We start from the raw sequence: 17213 nt of genomic DNA on the forward strand, positions 1-17213 counted from the left end.
TCGCTCGCATCCATGGGGGCAAGTGCCTTTCAACGGGCAAAGTTGTCCCCGCACTATTTCAAGAAGGGTAACCTGAACTGATGGATGGCTATATCTTCTCTTCCGAATCCGTCGGCGCCGGGCATCCGGACAAGGTCGCGGACAATATCTCCGACGGTATCCTCGATGCGATCCTGAGCGAGGATCGCAAGGCGCGCGTCGCCTGCGAAACCATGGTCAATACGGGCATGGCGGTGATCTCCGGCGAGATCACGACAACCGCCAAACTCGACTATGCCGAGATCGTGCGCGAGATCATTCGCGACATCGGTTACACGGACCCGGCCCTCGGCTTCGCGGCCGATACGGCGGCCGTTCTTCTTTCGATCGACAAGCAATCTCCCGATATCGCGCAAGGCGTGAACGAGGGTGACGGCCTCGATCTCAACCAGGGCGCGGGCGATCAGGGCCTGATGTTCGGCTATGCCTCGCGCGAAACGCCCGAACTTATGCCCATGCCCATCCAGCTTGCCCATCAGCTTACCCGCCGCCAGGCGAAGCTGATGAAGGACGGCACGCTGCCGTGGCTGCGCCCGGACGCCAAATCCCAGGTTTCCGTGCGCTACGTGAACGAAAAGCCGGCGGCGCTCGACACGGTCGTGCTCTCCACTCAGCACGCGGAGGATGTGAGCCACAAGGAGCTTACCGAGGCGGTGATCGAGGAGATCATCAAGCCGGAAATGCCGGAAGGTTTCATCGATTCGGAGACGAAATTCCTTGTCAATCCAACCGGGCGCTTCGTCATCGGCGGTCCGGTGGGCGACTGCGGCCTGACGGGGCGCAAGATCATCGTCGATACCTACGGCGGCATGGCGCGCCACGGTGGCGGCGCGTTTTCCGGCAAGGACCCTTCGAAGGTCGACCGTTCGGCGGCCTACGCCTGCCGCTATGTCGCGAAAAACGTCGTGGCTGCCGGTCTCGCCGACAAATGCGAAGTGCAGATCGCTTATGCAATCGGCATTTCCGAGCCCGTCTCGGTGCATGTGACGACCTTCGGCACAGGCAAGCTTCCCGACTGGAAGATCGAGCAGCTTATCCGTGCCCATTTCGACCTGCGCCCGAAGGGCATCGTCCAGATGCTCGACCTGCTGCGCCCGATCTACCGGCAGACTGCCGCTTATGGCCATTTCGGCCGCGGCGATGCCGGTTTCCCTTGGGAGAAGACCGACAAGGCCGAAGCGCTGGCGGACGAGTTGAAGAAATCGGCCGTCGCCTGAAAGACGTAGCGGCAAGTTAATTCAAAGCCCGGCAGCTTCAAGCTGCCGGGCTTTTTTCATTCATTTTTCACGTCCCACCCTGCATTCACGGTGCCTGCGGGTTTCAATTCGCCAAGCCCGTACCTAAATCGACTGACGAACAAGAATGAGCGACGCCTCCGGAGCCTGAATGAAACTGATATATCGATTTCGCGCCGTTTTCCTTCTTCTGGCGCTTGCCACCACGCTAAGCCTGATTGCCGCCGACTATGCGGAGGCGCGGCGCGGATTTTCCTTCGGCGGCAGGGGGTTGCGCACATTTTCGGTGCCCAAGGCGACGCCGACGGCACCACGCAGGGCACAGCCCTTGCAAAACACCCAAACGCCGCGGCAAGGCACATCGCCTTCTCTGGCGGCCCGGCAGAATCCCGCCACTTCGCCACGGCGCGGCCTCTTCGGCGGCGGTTTTTTCGGCTCCATGATGGGCGGTCTTCTGCTTGGCGGGCTCATCGGCATGCTGCTGGGGCACGGGATCGGCGGGTTCGCCGGAATGCTGGGGCTCTTGCTGCAACTGGCGATTATCGGCGGAATTATCATGTTTTTCATGCGCCGGCGGCAGCCTGAACCGCAGCCGGCCTATGCCCCGGCGGGGCTTGCGAGTTCGCGGCTTTCCCAGTTTTCGGGTCAGCGGGAGAACGGCGGTTCGTCCGGGTTCAAGGTGCCGGATATCGGCGGGACTCCGGCATCTTCCGCTGCGTCTTCAACGCCTTTTTCGGAAGGAGACGAGATCGGCATAACGCCTGAGGATCTCGACACCTTCGAAAAGCTTCTGACCGATATCCAGGAGGCCTTCGGGCGCGAGGACTACACCACGCTGCGAGGCCTTTCGACGACCGAAGCCTTTGGATTCCTTGCGGAAGATCTCGGAAAAGCGGCGTCGGCGGGGCTGGTGAATGAAGTGCGGGACATCAAGCTCTTGCAGGGCGACCTTTCGGAAGCCTGGCGCGAGGGTGCGCAGGATTACGCAACGGTTGCAATGCGTTACACGTCAATTGACGTAACGAGGGATCGTGCGACGAACAGGGTCGTCGAGGGTGATCCCGACACCCCTTCGGAGGTGACGGAACTTTGGACCTTCGTACGCGAAAACGGCGGAAACTGGCGGCTTTCAGCCATCCAGCAGGCCGGGTGATACCGGCCTGACTGGGGGTCTGACAGGGGCCTCACGGGCTATCCGCCAAAGCGGCGAGGAAAATTCCAGGCGGGGTCAAAAAGGTGAAATGAGGGGATTTGAGAAAGTCTCACAATTCCCTCATGGCCATTTCACGACCGGCGGCATGGACGAGAGGATGGAGGCGACGTTTCCGCCCGTCCTGAGGCCGAAAATCGTGCCCCGGTCGTAAAGCAGATTATACTCCACATAGCGGCCACGGCGGATAAGTTGCTCCTCGCGTTCCGCCTCGCTCCAGGGCTTTTCGAAGTTGCGGCGCACGAGGTCGGGATAGATCTTGCGGAAGGCGCGGCCGACATCCTGCGTGAAGGCGAAATCCGCCTCCCAATCCCCGCTGTTGAGATAATCGTAGAAAATGCCGCCGATGCCGCGCGGCTCGTCGCGGTGTTTCAGATAGAAATAGTCATCGCACCATGTCTTGTAGTGCTCGTAATCGGCGCAGGCGTGAGCGTCGCAGGCTTCGCGCATGGCGGCGTGGAAGGCGCGCGTGTCGGGGTCTGTTTGCGTTCGGCGGGCATCGAGAACGGGCGTCAGGTCCGCCCCGCCGCCGAACCACTGGCGCGTGGTGACGACCATGCGCGTGTTCATGTGAACGGCAGAAACATGCGGGTTCCGCGGATGGGCGATCAGCGAGATGCCGGAGGCCCAGAAGCGCGGGTCTTCAGCGGCACCTGGAATCTGGCCGCGAAATTCCGGCGAGAAGGAGCCGTGGACGGTGGAAACGTGCACGCCGACCTTTTCGAAAACGCGGCCATGCATCATCGACATGACGCCGCCGCCGCCCTTTTCACCGTCGTGGTTCGTCCGCTCCCAGGGGGTGCGCACGAAACGGCCGGGCGCCATATCCGAAAGCGGGCCGGAACGCTCGCCGATCTCATCTTCCAGCGCCTCGAAAGCGGAGCAGATATCGTCACGCAGGCTCGCGAACCATTCCGGCGCGCGGAGCTTCTTTTCCTCGATCCCGTCGGGGATCGGCCCGCCCTTCACGTCACCGCCGTCTGCCTTGCCGCCGCTCATGATTCGCCTTTCGGGAATTGGTTCAATGGGGAGACGTTTAGGGGAAAGCCTTCGTCTGGCGCAAGGCCTCGCCCAGCACCATCGCACCGGATATCGCCACGTTAAGAGAGCGCATGCCCTCCGCCATGGGGATCAGAAGGCGCGCATCGGCAGCATCGTGAACCGCATCCGGCACGCCGGCGGACTCGCGGCCGAGCAGGAGAATGTCCGACGCCTCGAACGAAAACGCGGTGTAGGGAACGGCCGCGCGAGTGGAAAGCAGCACGAGGCGCCACGCTTCCCCCTTCCGCCAGTCCTCGAAAGCGGCGAAGGAGACATGGCGGACAAGCGCCGCGCGCTCCAGATAGTCCATTCCCGCACGTTTCAACGCATGGTCGGACAGCGGAAAACCCGCAGGCTCGATCAGGTGAACGCAGACACCCATGCAGGCGGCAAGACGCAGGATCGTGCCCGTGTTCTGCGGAATATCGGGCTGGTAAAGGGCAAGATCGGGCAAGGGCGCTTCCGCTTCGGCTTCGGTAGAGAGGGGAGAAGGGTTTAGCCGATTTGGCGAGGGCGTAAAGGGTGGGGAAGCGGCTTCACCGCCCGTTTTCGGTGGTGATTGTCACCACTGCCAGCCCGAAATGCCTATGCGCGCAGTGCTTCGCATCCTCCAGAACCTCGGCAAGCGGAACGCGGAATAGCCGGGCGTAAATATCCTTGATCGTGCTCACGGGTTCGCCTTCCGTCGCGCGGGTTTTGTTCCGCGCTTGGGAGATTACACGAAAGGGAGGGGGTGGCTAGGAGGGGGGGGCGGCAGTAGTTAGGTCGGCCAGACTTTTTCCATCACGTTGCGATTGGACTCAGACAAACGCTGTGTCAAAACATCAATGGATAGTGGCGGTCATCGTAATTTTCAGGTCCAAATTTTCGCTTCCGAGCCTTGTTTTGCAGTTGCTGCATCTTTTAATGAAAGATCGTACATCGGTATAGGCGTTACCATAAAACTCGCTCTAAAATTGTGGACACCGTAACTTTCAATTTCAATATGAGCTCAATCGACATATGTTGAGGATATGAGTAAAGAAATAAATCCTTCTAGAACCAAGCTTTTTATATCAAAAGCTACACCAGGGGATGATGCGTTAGCGCTTTGGTTGGCTCCAAGGCTTGAGGCGGCAGGCTATGACGTGTTTGCCGATATACTTTGCCTTGACACGGGAGATAGCTGGAGAGCGAAGCTCACGAATACGCTCCAAAATGAATCGGCAAAGATGCTGCTTTGTTGCAGTCCAGATACGCTAGAACGCCAAGGCGTATTGCAAGAAATAGGCATTGCAATCGATATAGCGAGAAGAATTTCAGACCCAAATTTTATATTACCTTTGCGCATTAAAGACTTTCAGCCTGTATTTGGTATTGTCGATTTGCAATACATTGATTTTCAGAAGAGTTGGGCGACTGGCCTTGAAAAATTGCTGAAGTCACTAAAGCGACAAAACGTGCCGCGCATGCGGGAGCCGCGTATCCAACCAGAATGGGCTGCTTACCATCGTCGTAGGTCGATAAAACTACAGGAAAAACCTGAAACACTAACATCGAATTGGCTCCGCATAATTGCAGTGCCTGATAGCCTTTATTTTGTTACGCCGGCAGGGGCGGTCAACCGAACTGCGCTCAAGGACTCTGTAAATGCTTTTCCTTTTCCGATCGTCCCACATGCGGAGGGGTATTTCGGTTTTGCATCCGCTATCGATCTTGAAGCACATTTTTCAGGGGCTGGTGCATTCAAAATTCGTAAGGAAGTGAGCTACGAAGACTTCGTTGAAGAAGGAATCGCTTCGCTTAATATAGAAAGTCGTGAGGCGAGGAATATTGTTGTCAGCCTTTTCCGCCAAGCTTGGGAAAAGCATTGTTTGCGCGAAGGATTTTTAGCTCACGAGTTCTCCAATGGGTTAGCTCAGATCGTGCAAAGTGGGCAGGTCGAGGTCGGAGAACGAATCCCTTGGGGGAAGCAGGGGCAGCGGCGCAATTCGATGCTTCGCAATATTGCCCGTGGCAGGCTCTGGGAATATGGCGTAAGCGCTCAAGTTAGCCTTTTTCCATTTCCGCATTATCGACTGAAAAGTCGCGTTCTTTTCTCCGATCTCGATGATGTAAAAACACCTAAGCTCATTCAGGATCGCAAAATTCAACACCGTCTGCGGCGTTCTATTGCAGGCAGTTGGCGCAACAAAGCTTGGCACGGTCGATTGATGGCGTTCCTAGAAGTGTTGGCTGGTGACAGCCCTTATATTTCATTGCCCCTTGCGGAAGGGGCTTACGCTCACGTCGATGCCATGCCGATTCAGGCAACATCGCCGATAACTGCCCGACAAACCAACAAACTAGGCGAAGATGGTGAGGAAATTGATGTCACGACCTTGGGGCGGCACATTGATGAGGAGGATGCATGACCGAGTTTCGCGAAACCTCACTGGCGGTAATTCATATTGATGAACCGCAGCTTGAGTTCGGTCACGGTCAAGTCCTCGACCACCCTAAAGATGGGCTTTATTTATATGGGCCGAATAGAGTCCCAAAGCGGCATGAAATTTCGGTGGGACTTGTAGCAACAAAGGCGGGGGAGGAACTGTTTCGAAATTGGCTCTCCAAGGCCCAATCGCAGGTGAGAGTGCCCAAGCGCAAGAAGCGTGAGAAGTCTTTTAGGCCGCATCTTTCTGACTTTCCTGGCTTGTTTGAGGCTTATGGAATATCTGTCGATGCAGACGATCTTACAGTCTACAATCTAAACACGAGTGAGATTGAGGATCGCACAGTCATAGAAAACCATCACGAAGCTGTCGCTCGCACCGTTGATCTTTTTCTTGAGCCCATCGAAAATCACCTAAAAAATGAAGAGAAGACTATCGATGTCTGGGTGTTTTCCGTACCTGAAACGGTTTTCGACCGTTGCCGTGTGGAGGCTAGCGGTAGGCGGAATATCCAGCTGACTCCCGGAGCATTTTCAAGAAAACAAAAGGCGAAAGCGGACCTTCCGCTACTCGCAAATGTTATCGATACCAAAAGCGAAGCTGTATTTGAAGACGTCCCAGACTTTCATCGTCAAATCAAGGCCAGGCTACTGAAAATCGGGCAGCCCTGCCAACTCGTTCGTGAGACCACCCTCGCTCCAGACAAGTTTTTAAATCGTGCTGGAAACCCTATCCGCGGAGTGCAAGACCCAGCCACTATAGCCTGGAACCTTGCCACGGCGCTATTTTACAAAAGCCAGGAGTATCCGCCTTGGAAAATTGCCGAGATGAGGGAGGGCGTGTGTTACATCGGGTTGGTGTTCAAACTCCTTCCCAATCACCCCGACAATCATGCTTGCTGTGCGGCCCAAATGTTCCTGAGCGAGGGGGATGGAGTGGTGTTTCGCGGAGCAAACGGCCCGTGGATGACAGAGCGAAAGGAATTTCATCTCTCAAAGGAAGCCGCCCGAAAATTAATCGATCAGGTGCTAAAAACATATCGATCAAAATTCGGGTCCAATCCGAAGGAGTTGTTTATACATGGCCGTACTAAGTTTACGGATGAGGAGTGGGAAGCATTCTCCGAATCTGCTCCAGAAGAAACTAATATTGTTGCAATACGCATTAAATCAACACATGGTGAAACCAAATTTTACCGCGATGGGGACTATCCGACTATTCGAGGTACAGCACTGCTTCTAGGCCTCAAGGATGCCTATTTATGGACGTCTGGTTATGTGCCGCGGATCGACACTTATCTTGGGCCAGAAACGCCAAACCCGCTTTTTATTACTGTGTTGAGAGCTAGTTCTGAGTTGCCGGATATTTCAACAGTGCTGCATGATGTCATGAGATTGACCAAAATTAACTTCAATTCAGCTAGCTATAATGATGGACTTCCTGTGACTATCCGATTTGCTGACAAGGTTGGTGAAGTACTTGTTATGGGTAGTGCTAAAGATGCGGAGCGGCAGCCATTCAAATTCTATATTTGAATTTAACTTTTACGGTGTAATTATGAAATACTAAGACGTGATTGTGTATAAACAAAATTTTGATTGATAACGGCGTTATTTATTCAATTATTTTCAAGCAAAGGCATGATGTCATTCGCTTTTGCGCCACCACCACTGGTCATGATACAAGCAGCTCCTAATGTTGACTGGACAGTCTCTACAGTGGGATGGCGTGAAGCAAGAACAGGATAGCGCGAGTTCAAAGCGAAAACCATGTGATCGGAAAACACCGCTAGACCCCCAACCACCATCGCCTCTCCCCGACACCACAAACCCACCTGCCTGCCCCTCCCATCCTCTAGCTCCCCCTACGTAACTGCGGCATACTGCCGCCGGGATGGTTGATCACGACAAAATCCTGAGGCTGAGGCCTCAGTTTACCGCATATGCCTATGCGCTTTGCGGCGATGCTGGCGACGGGGACGACCTCGTGCAGGAAGCGATTGCTCGCGCGCTGGAAAGCGGGAAGGTGCCCGATACGCTGGACGATATGCGGCACTGGATGTTCCGGGTTATCCGTAATCTCTACATTGACAGGCAGCGCAGGAAAAAGGTGCGCTCGGAATATTCCGCCTCGTATAAACGTTTAATTGATGGGGAGCCGATCGTTGAGGACAATCGGCTGGACGCGATCCTGATCCGGCAGGCGATGGAGGCACTCTCGCCCAACCACCGCGAGGTGCTTTATCTGGTCGATGTGATGGGGATGAGCTATGCGGAGGCGGCAAACGTCATGTCGGTTGCCACCGGCACGGTGATGAGCCGGCTGAGCCGGGCACGACGGGCGATGGTGGATGAGCTTGAAGGGTCCAACGTCAGGCCGATGAGGGCAAGGCGGAAACGGAAGACATGATGCGCGGGCAGGAAAACGGCGGGCAGGAACACGATTGGGTGCTGCTGAACGGTTTCGCCGACGGCGAACTCGACGCAGCTCAATCCGCCGCTCTTCAAACGCGCCTCGACGAAGAACCGGAGCTTCAGGCCGAGCTCGACCGCATCCTCAAGCTGAAAGCCGGTCTCGCCTCCCTTCGCCCCGCCGAAGACGCCCCGGCGAAACAGGCGCGCGAAGGAAAGCGCGCGAAGAAAACGCGAGAGCGCGCCTTCGCGGCCATTGCGGCGTGCCTCGTCGCTGCCGTGATGGGCTTTTCCGCCTGGCAGTATCTGCTGCCCCCAAACCTGGAAGACAGCGTGTTCGCCTTGCATGAAAGGCTGGCGCGGCAGACCTACGTCGTCGAGGAAGGCAAGGTTCAAAAGGTCGTCTCCACGGGCCGGGCGTTCGAGTTCAGCGCGCCGGACATGACGGCGTCCCGCCTGTTTCTCGTCGACGTGGAAACGGGCCGCGCGGGCGAGAGCGACATGGTCGGCCTGCATTACCGGGGATTGCGCGGCTGCCGGCTGACGCTGATCGCCGTCGACGGGGCATCCGACGCGCTGCCGATGAAACGCGACGGCCTGCTGGTGCGCAACTGGGCGGCAGGCGGCTTCGGCTTCGTGATGGTGGCAAGCGGTATGGACGCCGAGCGGTTCGAGGCGGTCGGCGAATATGCCGAAGCCGTGATCCGGGACGAAATGCGCAGGCTGCAGGGCTTCCGCACCGCCATGAGCGAAACGGCGGCGCGCCCCTGCGCGTGAGCGAACTATCTCCCTAGTCACCCGAATCTGAAGTTCGTCTCTTTGCCCGGCATGCTCTGAACGAACTTCAGATTCAAAAGGGTGACTAGCAAATATATGTTTCTAGTGTGGTTTTCGAATTTGAAATACGCTCCGGAGGCTGCTGCTATGGTGAGGCGTATTTCAAATTCACCACACTACCGCTTCGGGAAGTGGGGCCGATCCTCGTTATAATGCTCGGCCAGATAGTCGAGGATGAGCGTGCGGTCCGGCTCCGGGATTTCCGCCATGCCCTGTTCCTCGCGCATCCACTTGAACAGATCCTCCCAATGCTTTCGTGTCTTGCCCTGCTGGGCGACGATCATCTCCGAATGGCAGGCCGTGCAGTAGATGAAGGTTTCCTCCACGCCCGGCGCTTCGTAAAGGGCCCCGTATTCGGACTCTTGCGCGAAGGCGGGGGCGGAAAGGGCGAAAATCGAGATACTCAGGCAGGTTACAAGCAGGTGTTTCATGGCGGGTCCGGGCTAGAGCATAACGTGACAGAGGGCGGCAGATCTGCCGCCCCCTTTGTTTCAAGGTTTGACGCGGTCAGGCGACGCGCAGGCCGATGCGGTGCATCGAGTTGTTGAGGTAACCCTTCGGGTTCCAGGCAATGGCGAAGGGCTGCGAAACGCCGGCATCATCCGTCGCCCGCGCCCAGACCTCGTAATATCCGGCCTGCGGGAAGTTGACGGTGGCGCGCCAGTTCTGCCACGCGCCGTCGTTCACGGGCGCGTCGAGTTCCGCCTGCATCCACGTCGCGCCGAAATCGATGGAGATGTCGACACGCTCTATCGTCCGGTCGCCCGACCAGGCATGGCCGCGCACCTCCACGCCGTCGCGGCCCGTTTCCGTGCCGGTTTCGGGATGGGTGATGAGCGACTTCACCGGCATGCGTTCGATGATGACGAAATCCTCCTCGGCGACATCCTCGCCCGGCGAAACGGGGCGGTTCGGCACGCGGTAGGACGTGCCCGTCATCTTCGCCCCGTCGTGGACGACATCGCGCAGCCAGACGCGCTTCAGCCACTTCTGCGAGCAGGAGCCCGGCCAGCCCGGAACGACGAGGCGAAGGGGCGCGCCGTTCATCGGGTGCAGCTCCGCGCCGTTCATCGCGAAGGCGATCAGGATATTGTCGGTCATGGCCTTTTCGATCGGCACGCCGCGCGAAATCGGCAGCTTGTCGGGATCGCCCGACAGATGCGTATCGGCGCCCTCATGCGCGGTGTAGACGACACCGTCCTTGACGCCTGCCTTCGCCAGCACGTCCTTCAGGCGAACGCCCGTCCACTCCGAACAGGCGACGGCGCCAAGCGTCCACTGGTTGCCGGATGCCGGCGGATCGAAGAACGCGCGGCCGTTGCCGCCGCATTCGACGGTGAGCGCCATGGTCACCACCTCGAAATTCGACCTCAAGTCGTCGATCGACATTTCCATCGGATTGTCGACCATGCCGTCGACCGTGAGCTTCCAGGAAGCGGCGTCAACATCCTCCGGCGGCAGGCCGTTGTTGCGGATGAAATGCCGGTTCGTCGGCGTGATCGGGTCGTCAAGCAGCTGGGGCGGCGTTTCCGCGTTGACGGGCCTGTCGTTCAAAAGCGTCAGGCCGTCCTTGCCCGTCAGAACGTCTTCATCGGCGAAGGCGACGGGGATGAAGCCCGAGGGCATGTTGCGGTGGTAGGGTATCGCCATGCCGAGCATGGCGCCCATGGTGGTCAGCCCCGCGCCGCGCAGAAACCCGCGCCGGTCGGAATGGGGGATTCGTCCGAAGAAATGACGGTCGGCGTTATCGGGATCGTTTTCGAAATAAGCGAACAGCCCCTTGTTTCCGCTTTGATCGGGCATGGATTCCTCCCTCTTGCGTTTGCTCCCGATAAGTAAACGCACGGACCCGGCGCTTTATTCCGTCCGTTTCCCAAAACTTGCCGCAACGTGAGTGAAAGGGGGAGCTATCCGCTACAGCGAGCGCCTGCAATTTGCACACGGGAGAGGGCGATGGGTGCCGATCTCGCCGCCCTTCGCGGGCAGAACCGGGAAATCCGCGAGAAAAGCTGAGACGGCGGGCGGCGGGTAGCCTGTCAGGCGGAAAACCCTGCAACCTCAAGCCCCGCGAGCAGGCGGGCAGTATCTTCCTCGCGCCTATAGGGGAAATAGGTTTTCAGCCACTTCACCGAAAAGCCGGGGTGAAGGCGAAAGACGCGGGCCAGCGCGTCTTGCGCAGGCTTATCCTCCCCGCGAAGGCCGTGGCAGGCGGCAAGATAAAGCTGCGCGGGCAAGGCATCTTCGTTGCGCGTGGCGGCGCGGCGAAGGGCCTCAAGAGCCTCGTCGTATCGCCCCATCATGAGATAAGCCTGGCCGCAGTAGAGCGTGTAATAAAAAGGAAAGAACGGGTTCAGCCCTGTCGCCTTGTCGATAAGGGGCGCGACTTTCTCCGGCTCGCCCGTGAAGTGAAGAAGGCCGGCGAGGTTGGCATAGGCATCCGCACTTCCGGGCTCCAGCTCGATCCAGCGTTCAATCGAAGCCGTGGCCTCCTCATATTCCCTGCGAAACAGCCGGATATTGCCGAGGGCCTCATGCACAAGAGGTAACGCCGGGTCGAGCTCGCTCGCCTTTTGCGCAAGCTCATACGCTTTATCGAGGGCATCGGGCTCGCCGGCGAACCAGTCATGCATCCTGACCATGGCAAGCCCGGCGTAACCGGCGGCATAGGCGGGATCGAGCGCGATCGCCCTGGAATAAAGCCCGTCCGCCGCGCGGTTGCCCTCCGGCGTGAAGAGGCGGTACTGCTCGCGCCCGCGCAACACGCAGTCATAAGCTTCCGGAACAGCAGGTTCGTGGCGTGGCGCGGGCGTGGGGCCGGGGGCGATCAGGCTTTTGGAGAGCGCCTCGACGATCTTGCCCGTCACATCGTCCTGCACCGCGAAAATATCGGCAAGCTCGCGGTCGTAACGCTCCGCCCAGAGGTGGCCGCCGGTGGCCCCATCGATAAGCTGCGCGGTGATGCGGACCTTCGATCCCGCCTTGCGTACGCTGCCTTCCACCACATGCGCCACGCCAAGATCCGCCGCGACATCCTGAATGCGCGCCGCCTTGGCCTTGTAGACAAAGGTGGAGTTGCGCGCGATCACCGTGAGGCCCGAGACCTTCGACAACTCGGTGATGATGTCCTCCGTGATGCCGTCGGCGAAATAGGCCTGCTCCGGATCGCCGCTCATATTGTCGAAGGGCAGGACGGCGATTGATGCCCGGTCGGGCGGGGGTTTTTCCGCCGCGGGCTTTTTCGGTCCGGGGGAGGGCGTTCGATCTTCCCCGACCGACCAGCGCCAGATCGTGACGGGCCGGGCGATATTCTTGAGCGCATGTTCGCCGCCGTCCGCCCAGGCCACATCCGAACGGTCGCGCACCTGCCGGTAGGCATCGTCGGACAGCGCGATGCCGCCGGCTACAGCCAACGCCTCGATACGCGAGGCGATATTGACCCCGTCGCCGAAAATATCGTCACCCTCGACGATGACATCTCCAAGGTGAATGCCGATGCGAAAGCGGATGGCATTGGGCGAGGCAAGGTTCGAATTTCGCTCCGCCATGCCGTGCTGGATGGCGAGCGCGCAGTTTACCGCGTCGACGACGGAGGGAAACTCCATCAAGAGGCCGTCGCCCATGGTCTTGACCGTGCGCCCGCCGTGCGCGGCGACGAGCGGGTCGACAAGCTCGGCGCGATGGGCGCGCAGGGAGGCGAGCGTTCCCGCGTCGTCTTCCCCCATCAGACGTGAGTAACCGGCGACATCCGCCACCACGATCGCCGCCAGTTTGCGTCTGCTGTCTTCCGCCATCAGGAGAGATTACATCAGTCGCGCGCGCGGGAGAAACCATTCGCCGCGCCCGCTCGAAACCCTATAATCGGCGGAAGGATTTTCAGCTCTCGCTGCCGTTCCGGGAAAAACGGCGTTTTTGACAACCTCGCATTCCATGGAGTTCCGGCAAAAGTGACCCCGATATTCCGCTGGTTCGAAAGCCGGATAGACCCGTTCGCCAAGCGCCCCGACCAGCCCATGCCGCGCGACGTGCTCGCGTTCCTGCGGTTCTTCGTTGCCCAGGCAAGATGGGTGTTCGTGACCATGCTCGTGCTCGGCGGGCTGACGGCGCTGATCGAGGCGATGCTCTATGTCTTCGTCGGCTGGCTGATCGACCTGATGGGCGAGGGCGGACGCGCGACGTTCTTTGCCGACCACTGGCCGCTGCTTTTCACGATGGCGGCGACCGTTGTGATCTTCCGCACGCTTGTGGCGACGCTGACGGCGCTGGTCGAGGAACAGGCGGTGGTGCCGGGCTTCTTCAACCTCGTGCGCCTGCAATCCCACGACCGGGTGATGCGCCAGTCCATGGCCTATTTCCAGGACGAATTCGCAGGCCGTGTTTCCCAGAAGGTTTGGCAGGCGGGGCAGGCGGCGGGCGACTTCATGGTCTCCCTGCTGCAGGTGAGCTGGTACATCGTCGTCTTCGCGATTTCCACCTTCGCGCTGTTCGCCGGGCTCGACTGGGTCTTCGGCGCGCTGATCGTCGTCTGGGTCGCGGTCTTCGCGCTGGCCGCGCGTTTCTTCGTGCCCCGGATCCGGGTCAGGGCGCGCAATGTTTCTCATGCGGCCTCGGGCGTCACCGGACGGCTGGTCGACACCTATTCCAACATCCAGACGGTGAAGCTTTTCGGCGACCAGTCCCACGAAGAGGAGGGGATGCGGCGCGGCTATCTCAATTTCCTCGACCGGCTGAAAACCTTCACGCGCACGCTGACGGCGGCGCGCTTCTTCATGTCGGGCGCAAGCGGGATCATGATGGCGACGATCGGCGGATTTGCCGTCTCCGCCTGGCAGCGCGGCACGCTGACGCCGGGCGATGTGGCTATCGTGCTCGGCCTGATGCTCAGGCTGAATATCCTGCTCAACCGGCTGATGAACCAGCTTAACGGGCTTTTCCGCAACCTCGGCACGCTGCAGGACAGCGCGGAGATGATAACCCGTGAAGTAACGGTGACGGATGAGGCGGATGCGCCTGTTCTCAAGGTTCGCGAAGGGCGGATCGCATTTCGGGATGTAACCTTCGACTACGGCCGCGAGGACGGCGTGCTGCAGGGCCTGACGCTTGCCATCGAGCCGGGAGAAAGGGTCGGCATCGTCGGCCGCTCGGGGGCGGGCAAATCGACGCTCGTCAACCTGCTGCTTCGGTTCTACGACGTCGACCGGGGCCTTATCGAGGTGGACGGGCAGGACGTTTCGAAAGTCACGCAAGGATCGTTGCGCGGGGCCATCGGCATGGTGACGCAGGACACCTCGCTGCTTCACCGCTCGATCCGCGAAAACATCGCCTACGGCCGCCCGGATGCGGACGAAGAGGCGATCCGCAAGGCCGCCCGGCGCGCGCATGCGGACGGGTTTATCGACGAGCTTTCCGACAGACGCGGGCGACGCGGGCTTGACGCTCATGTGGGCGAGCGGGGCGTGAAGCTATCCGGCGGCCAGAGGCAAAGGATCGCGATTGCCCGCGTGCTTTTGAAGGATGCGCCGATCCTGGTGCTCGATGAGGCGACGTCTGCGCTCGATTCCGAAATCGAGGCCGCCATCCAGGAAAGCCTGTCGGAACTGATGCAAGGCAAGACGGTGATTGCAATCGCCCACCGGCTTTCCACAATCGCGGCGATGGACCGGCTCGTCGTCATGGATGAAGGCCGGATCGTGGAAGAGGGCACGCATCAGGACCTTTTGGCCCGGGGCGGGCTTTACGCCGATCTCTGGAAGCGCCAGTCCGGCGGTTTCCTTGCCGCCGACGAAGCGGCGTGAGGCGCGGGGCGGTGCCCAACAAAAAAGCCGCCGGATCGCTCCGGCGGCTTTTTCTGGATCAGGTGGAGCTGGCGATCAGTGATCGACCTTGCGCCAGATCTTCTGCTTCGTGAAGTAGAGCAGCGAGCCGAAGATGATCAGGAACGCCATGACGCGGAAGCCGATCTTCTTGCGCTCTTCGAGGTGCGGTTCCGCAGCCCACATCATGAAGGCCGCGACGTCCCTGGCGTATTGATCCACCGTCATCGGCGTGCCGTCGGTATATTCGACAAGCTCTTCGAACAGCGGCGGGGCCATGGCGAGCGTCTTGCCGGCCAGGAAGCTGTGGTTGTAGTACTGGCCGGGTGGAACTTCCACGCCTTCCGGCGCTTCTTCCTCGTAGCCCGTGAGCAGGGAGTAGATGTAGTCCGGGCCCTGCTCCTGGTACTGCGTGAAGGCGTCGATCACGAAATTCGGGAAGCCGCGGTGCGCGGCACGCGCCTTTGCGAGCAGGGAGAAGTCCGGCGGATAGGCGCCGCCGTTGGCCGCGCGGGCCGCCTGCTCGTTGGGGAACGGCGAGGGGAAGTGATCGGCGAGTATGCCCGGACGCTCGTACATTTCGCCGTCGTCGTTCGGGCCGTCCACGACAGTGTATTCAGCCGCGATCGCCTTGGCTTCATCTTCGGTGAAGCCGGGGCCGCCCGGTTGGGCGAGATTGCGGAAAGCCACAAGCCGCATCGAGTGGCAGCCCGAGCAGACCTCGCGGTAGATCTTGAAGCCGCGCTGAAGCTGGGCCGGGTCGTAGGTGCCGAAGGGGCCCGCGAACGACCACTGCTGTTTCTCGATGTGCGGCGCTTCACCTTCCGCGGCGAGCGCGGGGCCCGCCAGCACAAGGCCTGCGACTGCGGCGAGCGTGCGAACGGTTCCAACCATTCTTTTCATATCATCGAACTCCGATCTCGCTCGTCGATTACTTGGTATCGGGTGCTGCGACCGCACCGGCCGGCTGACCGCCGCCCGATTTGGCGAGCACGGCTTCCGAGATCGACGCCGGCAGCGGCTTCGGCTTCTCAAGGAAACCGAGCAGCGGCAGGATGATCAGGAAGTGCGCGAAGTAATAGGCGGTGAGGATGCGCGCCAGGATGACGTAAATTCCTTCCGCCGGCTGTGCGCCGAGATAGCCGAGGCCCACGCAGACCGCGCCGAAGATCCAGAAGAACTGCTTGAACAGCGGCCGGAACGTACCGGAGCGGACCTTCGAGGTGTCGAGCCAGGGCAGGACGAAGAGGACGGCGATGGAGCCGAACATCGCCACCACGCCGCCGAGCTTGTCGGGGATGGCACGCAGGATCGCGTAGAACGGCAGGAAGTACCATTCCGGAACGATATGTGCGGGCGTGACCAGCGGGTTCGCCTCGATGTAGTTGTCCGGGTGACCCATATAGTTCGGCACGTAGAAGGCGAACCAGGCGAAGAGGATCATGAAGACGATGATCGCGAAGAGATCCTTCACCGTGTAGTACGGATGGAAGGGTACCGTGTCCTGCTTCGACTTCGGCTGGACGCCCGTCGGGTTGTTGTTGCCCGTGGTGTGGAACGCCCAGACGTGGAGAAGCGCCACGCCGAAGATCATGAACGGCAGCAGATAATGAAGCGAGAAGAAGCGCTTCAGCGTCGGGTTGTCGACCGAGAAGCCGCCCCACAGGAAGGTGCGGATTTCCTCGCCCACGAGCGGGATCGCCGAGAATAGGTTGGTGATCACCGTTGCGCCCCAGAAGGACATCTGGCCCCAGGGGAGCACGTAGCCCATGAAGGCGGTTGCCATCATGATGAGGAAGATGATGACGCCGAGAATCCACGAAATCTCGCGAGGCGCCTTGTAGGAGCCGTAATACATGCCGCGGAACATGTGGATATAGACCGCGATGAAGAACATCGACGCGCCGTTGGCGTGCAGGTAGCGCAGGAGCCAGCCGAAATTCACGTTGCGCATGATGTGTTCGACGGAATCGAAACCCGCCGCCGTCGAGGCCGTGTAATGCATGGCCAGCACGACGCCGGTCAGGATCTGCGCGACGAGGACGAAGAACAGGATGCCGCCGAAGGTCCACCAGTAGTTGAGGTTCTTCGGGGTGGGAAAGTCTACGAAGGAACCGCGCATGAGCGAAATGACCGGCAGACGGGCTTCAAGCCACTTCGCCGCCGCGCTCTGCGGTACGTAATTGGAATGTCCAGCCATGGCTGTCTCCTAAAGCGCT

At 59.6% G+C, this 17213-nt stretch carries 15 protein-coding genes; 7 read left to right on the plus strand and 8 right to left on the minus strand.

From position 1 onward, the window contains the following. Positions 1-80 precede the first annotated feature (80 nt). Positions 81-1256, plus strand: coding sequence for a methionine adenosyltransferase (metK, locus tag HPQ64_RS07920; RefSeq protein WP_172887815.1), 1176 nt, complete (start codon positions 81-83; stop codon positions 1254-1256). 169 nt (positions 1257-1425) lie between these two features. After that, positions 1426-2427 (plus strand): Tim44 domain-containing protein, encoded by a 1002-nt coding sequence (locus HPQ64_RS07925; RefSeq protein WP_172887816.1) that lies wholly within the window; start codon positions 1426-1428, stop codon positions 2425-2427. Positions 2428-2547: 120 nt separating this feature from the next. On the opposite strand, the gene hemF is transcribed toward HPQ64_RS07925, so the two are convergent. The 3 genes from hemF to HPQ64_RS20585 form a co-directional block, all read right to left on the minus strand. Beyond that, positions 2548-3483: an oxygen-dependent coproporphyrinogen oxidase gene (gene hemF / locus HPQ64_RS07930; protein WP_172887817.1), complete on the minus strand. Its 936-nt coding sequence runs from the start codon at positions 3481-3483 to the stop codon at positions 2548-2550. Positions 3484-3520: 37 nt separating this feature from the next. Continuing rightward, positions 3521-3979, minus strand: a complete 459-nt coding sequence (locus HPQ64_RS07935) for a tRNA (cytidine(34)-2'-O)-methyltransferase (protein WP_172887818.1) — start codon at positions 3977-3979, stop codon at positions 3521-3523. Positions 3980-4061: 82 nt separating this feature from the next. Further along, a complete protein-coding gene (locus HPQ64_RS20585; RefSeq protein ID WP_281358255.1) occupies positions 4062-4196 on the minus strand; it encodes a hypothetical protein in 135 nt (44 codons plus the stop codon). Positions 4197-4538: 342 nt separating this feature from the next. Here HPQ64_RS20585 and HPQ64_RS07940 point away from each other — a divergent pair, with 342 nt between their 5' ends. From HPQ64_RS07940 to HPQ64_RS07955, 4 genes are all read left to right on the plus strand, one after another. Next, a complete protein-coding gene (locus HPQ64_RS07940; protein ID WP_172887819.1) occupies positions 4539-5918 on the plus strand; it encodes a toll/interleukin-1 receptor domain-containing protein in 1380 nt (459 codons plus the stop codon). Then, positions 5915-7471, plus strand: coding sequence for an argonaute/piwi family protein (locus HPQ64_RS07945; protein ID WP_172887820.1), 1557 nt, complete (start codon positions 5915-5917; stop codon positions 7469-7471). Before HPQ64_RS07940 ends, HPQ64_RS07945 begins: the two co-directional genes overlap by 4 nt. Before the next feature lie 358 nt (positions 7472-7829). Beyond that, positions 7830-8345 (plus strand): RNA polymerase sigma factor, encoded by a 516-nt coding sequence (locus tag HPQ64_RS07950; RefSeq protein ID WP_172887821.1) that lies wholly within the window; start codon positions 7830-7832, stop codon positions 8343-8345. Next, complete coding sequence (locus tag HPQ64_RS07955) at positions 8342-9124, plus strand: anti-sigma factor family protein (RefSeq protein ID WP_172887822.1); 783 nt, start codon at positions 8342-8344, stop codon at positions 9122-9124. The genes HPQ64_RS07950 and HPQ64_RS07955 overlap by 4 nt, the downstream gene beginning before the upstream one ends. A gap of 176 nt (positions 9125-9300) precedes the next feature. Here HPQ64_RS07955 and HPQ64_RS07960 read toward each other — a convergent pair whose 3' ends face one another. The 3 genes from HPQ64_RS07960 to HPQ64_RS07970 all read right to left on the minus strand — a co-directional run bounded on the left by HPQ64_RS07960 (position 9301) and on the right by HPQ64_RS07970 (position 12975). Further along, positions 9301-9615, minus strand: a complete 315-nt coding sequence (locus HPQ64_RS07960; protein ID WP_172887823.1) for an aldehyde dehydrogenase — start codon at positions 9613-9615, stop codon at positions 9301-9303. 76 nt (positions 9616-9691) lie between these two features. Then, positions 9692-10987 carry a sulfite oxidase gene (locus tag HPQ64_RS07965; RefSeq protein WP_172887824.1) on the minus strand — a complete coding sequence of 432 codons (1296 nt, stop codon included), beginning with the start codon at positions 10985-10987 and terminating at the stop codon, positions 9692-9694. 233 nt (positions 10988-11220) lie between these two features. Further along, positions 11221-12975: an adenylate/guanylate cyclase domain-containing protein gene (locus HPQ64_RS07970; protein ID WP_172887825.1), complete on the minus strand. Its 1755-nt coding sequence runs from the start codon at positions 12973-12975 to the stop codon at positions 11221-11223. Between the two features lie 153 nt (positions 12976-13128). On the opposite strand from HPQ64_RS07970, the gene HPQ64_RS07975 reads away from it, so the two are divergent. Then, on the plus strand, positions 13129-14976 hold the full coding sequence (locus tag HPQ64_RS07975) for an ABC transporter ATP-binding protein (protein ID WP_343035947.1): 1848 nt from the start codon (positions 13129-13131) through the stop codon (positions 14974-14976). Positions 14977-15051: 75 nt separating this feature from the next. Here the strand turns inward: HPQ64_RS07975 and HPQ64_RS07980 are convergent, their stop codons facing one another. Continuing rightward, positions 15052-15897, minus strand: coding sequence for a cytochrome c1 (locus tag HPQ64_RS07980; RefSeq protein ID WP_172887826.1), 846 nt, complete (start codon positions 15895-15897; stop codon positions 15052-15054). Between the two features lie 28 nt (positions 15898-15925). Further along, on the minus strand, positions 15926-17194 hold the full coding sequence (locus HPQ64_RS07985) for a cytochrome b (protein ID WP_172887827.1): 1269 nt from the start codon (positions 17192-17194) through the stop codon (positions 15926-15928). Positions 17195-17213 lie beyond the last annotated feature (19 nt).

Origin of the sequence: Hongsoonwoonella zoysiae, from assembly GCF_013266695.1 — a bacterium.
Lineage (GTDB): Bacteria > Pseudomonadota > Alphaproteobacteria > Rhizobiales > Stappiaceae > Hongsoonwoonella > Hongsoonwoonella zoysiae.

Coding starts and splice junctions, on each gene's coding strand:
- HPQ64_RS07970 (WP_172887825.1), bottom strand. CDS start 12,975: ATGGCGGAAGACAGCAGACGCAAACTGGCGGCGATCGTGGTGGCGGAT.
- hemF (WP_172887817.1), bottom strand. CDS start 3,483: ATGAGCGGCGGCAAGGCAGACGGCGGTGACGTGAAGGGCGGGCCGATC.
- HPQ64_RS07960 (WP_172887823.1), bottom strand. CDS start 9,615: ATGAAACACCTGCTTGTAACCTGCCTGAGTATCTCGATTTTCGCCCTT.
- metK (WP_172887815.1), top strand. CDS start 81: ATGGATGGCTATATCTTCTCTTCCGAATCCGTCGGCGCCGGGCATCCG.
- HPQ64_RS07980 (WP_172887826.1), bottom strand. CDS start 15,897: ATGAAAAGAATGGTTGGAACCGTTCGCACGCTCGCCGCAGTCGCAGGC.
- HPQ64_RS07965 (WP_172887824.1), bottom strand. CDS start 10,987: ATGCCCGATCAAAGCGGAAACAAGGGGCTGTTCGCTTATTTCGAAAAC.
- HPQ64_RS07985 (WP_172887827.1), bottom strand. CDS start 17,194: ATGGCTGGACATTCCAATTACGTACCGCAGAGCGCGGCGGCGAAGTGG.
- HPQ64_RS07925 (WP_172887816.1), top strand. CDS start 1,426: ATGAAACTGATATATCGATTTCGCGCCGTTTTCCTTCTTCTGGCGCTT.
- HPQ64_RS07940 (WP_172887819.1), top strand. CDS start 4,539: ATGAGTAAAGAAATAAATCCTTCTAGAACCAAGCTTTTTATATCAAAA.
- HPQ64_RS07955 (WP_172887822.1), top strand. CDS start 8,342: ATGATGCGCGGGCAGGAAAACGGCGGGCAGGAACACGATTGGGTGCTG.
- HPQ64_RS07945 (WP_172887820.1), top strand. CDS start 5,915: ATGACCGAGTTTCGCGAAACCTCACTGGCGGTAATTCATATTGATGAA.
- HPQ64_RS07950 (WP_172887821.1), top strand. CDS start 7,830: ATGGTTGATCACGACAAAATCCTGAGGCTGAGGCCTCAGTTTACCGCA.